This window comes from Corynebacterium gottingense (assembly GCF_003693265.1).
Lineage (GTDB): Bacteria > Actinomycetota > Actinomycetes > Mycobacteriales > Mycobacteriaceae > Corynebacterium > Corynebacterium gottingense.
Genome location: NZ_RDRE01000109.1, coordinates 1 through 1766 on the forward strand (window position 1 = coordinate 1; position 1766 = coordinate 1766).

Sequence of the window (1766 nt, forward strand, 5' to 3'; positions counted from 1 at the left end):
GATCCGGCCGGCCCACCGCGTGGCCGTGGCACGCGCTGGATCAAAGCGTAAGCGTCCAAAAACAATTAAAAAAGATATCGAAACAATTCGTCTACCAGCACAAACGCCAGAAACCAGGCCCTGAAACCTGCCCTATCTCTTTCCGATATCTTTCCCGGTCCGAAAATCGCGCCGAAAAGAATTCTCAGGGGAAATGCGTCGTCGGAACACGAGCGCCGGGCGTCGATAGGCAGTCGATAAGCAATAGTTCCTGACCGCGCCGGGCCTACTACACTGCTTAACTATGACTGACGCGACCCCGCACCGCTATTCCGCCGAGCTGGCCAACGACATTGAGCAGAAATGGCAGTCGTACTGGCGCGAGCACGGCACGTTTAACGCCCCCAACCCGGTCGGCGACCTGGCTACCGGCGAGGAGCTGCCGAAGGAGAAGCTCAACGTCCAGGACATGTTCCCGTACCCCTCGGGCGCGGGTCTGCACGTGGGCCACCCGCTGGGCTACATCGCCACGGACGTGTACGCCCGCTACAACCGCATGCTGGGCAAGAACGTCCTGCACACCCTGGGGTACGACGCGTTCGGTCTGCCCGCGGAGCAGTACGCCATCCAGACGGGCACGCACCCGCGCACGACTACGGAGAAGAACATTGAGAACATGACCCGCCAGCTGGACCAGCTGGGCCTGGGGCATGACAAGCGCCGCTCCGTGGCCACGACGGACCCGGAGTTTTACAAGTGGACGCAGTGGATCTTCCTGCAGATTTACAACGCCTGGTTCGACGAGGAGCAGCAGAAGGCTCGCCCGATCGAGGACCTGGTGCGCGACCTCATGACCGGCGCGCGCACGACCAAGGACGGCCGCAACTTCCGCGACCTCACCACGGCAGAGAAGCACCAGGCTATCGACGAATTCCGCTTGGTCTACCTCGACGACTCGATGGTCAACTGGTGCCCCGGCCTGGGTACCGTGCTGGCCAACGAGGAGGTCACGGCGGAGGGCCGCTCGGAGCGCGGCAACTTCCCGGTCTTCCGCAAGCGCCTGCGCCAGTGGATGATGCGCATTACTGCCTACTCGGATCGCCTGCTCGACGACCTTGACCTGCTGGACTGGCCGGACAAGGTGAAGAGCATGCAGCGCAACTGGATCGGCCGTTCGCGCGGCGCGGAGGTCAACTTCGACTCCGCCGCGGGCGACATCACCGTTTTCACCACCCGCCCGGACACGCTGTTCGGTGCCTCCTTCGTCGTGCTCGCTCCGGAGCACGAGCTTGTGGGCGCCCTCGTGGCCGACGCCTACCCAGAAAACACCGACGAGCGCTGGACCAACGGCCAGGCCACCCCGCGCGAGGCCGTGGACGCCTACAAGCGCTCCATCGCCGCCAAGTCCGACGTGGAGCGCCAGGAGAACAAGGACAAGACCGGCGTCTTCCTGGGTACCTACGCCACCAACCCGGTCAGCGGCGAGCAGGTCCCCATCTTCATCGCGGACTACGTGCTCACCGGCTACGGCACGGGCGCCGTCATGGCGGTGCCGGCGCACGACGACCGCGACTACGAGTTCGCCACCGCCTTCGGCCTGCCGATCATCCCGGTGCTGGACGGCGACGTCTCCGAGGAGGCCTTTACCGGCGATGCCACCCACATTAACTCCGCCAACAACGATGGCCTTGACCTGAACGGGTTGGGGAAGGCCGAGGCGATTGAAGCGGCGCTGCGGTGGATCGTCGAGAAGCACAAGGGCGCGGAGAAGATCCAGTACAAGCTGC

General features: G+C 64.0%; 1 protein-coding gene. It reads left to right on the forward strand.

What is annotated here, in order from left to right; genetic code table 11:
• Window positions 1-283: 283 nt before the first annotated feature.
• Window positions 284-1766: class I tRNA ligase family protein (locus EAW56_RS12000; protein ID WP_122086784.1), on the forward strand; the 1483-nt coding region annotated here is incomplete at its 3' end.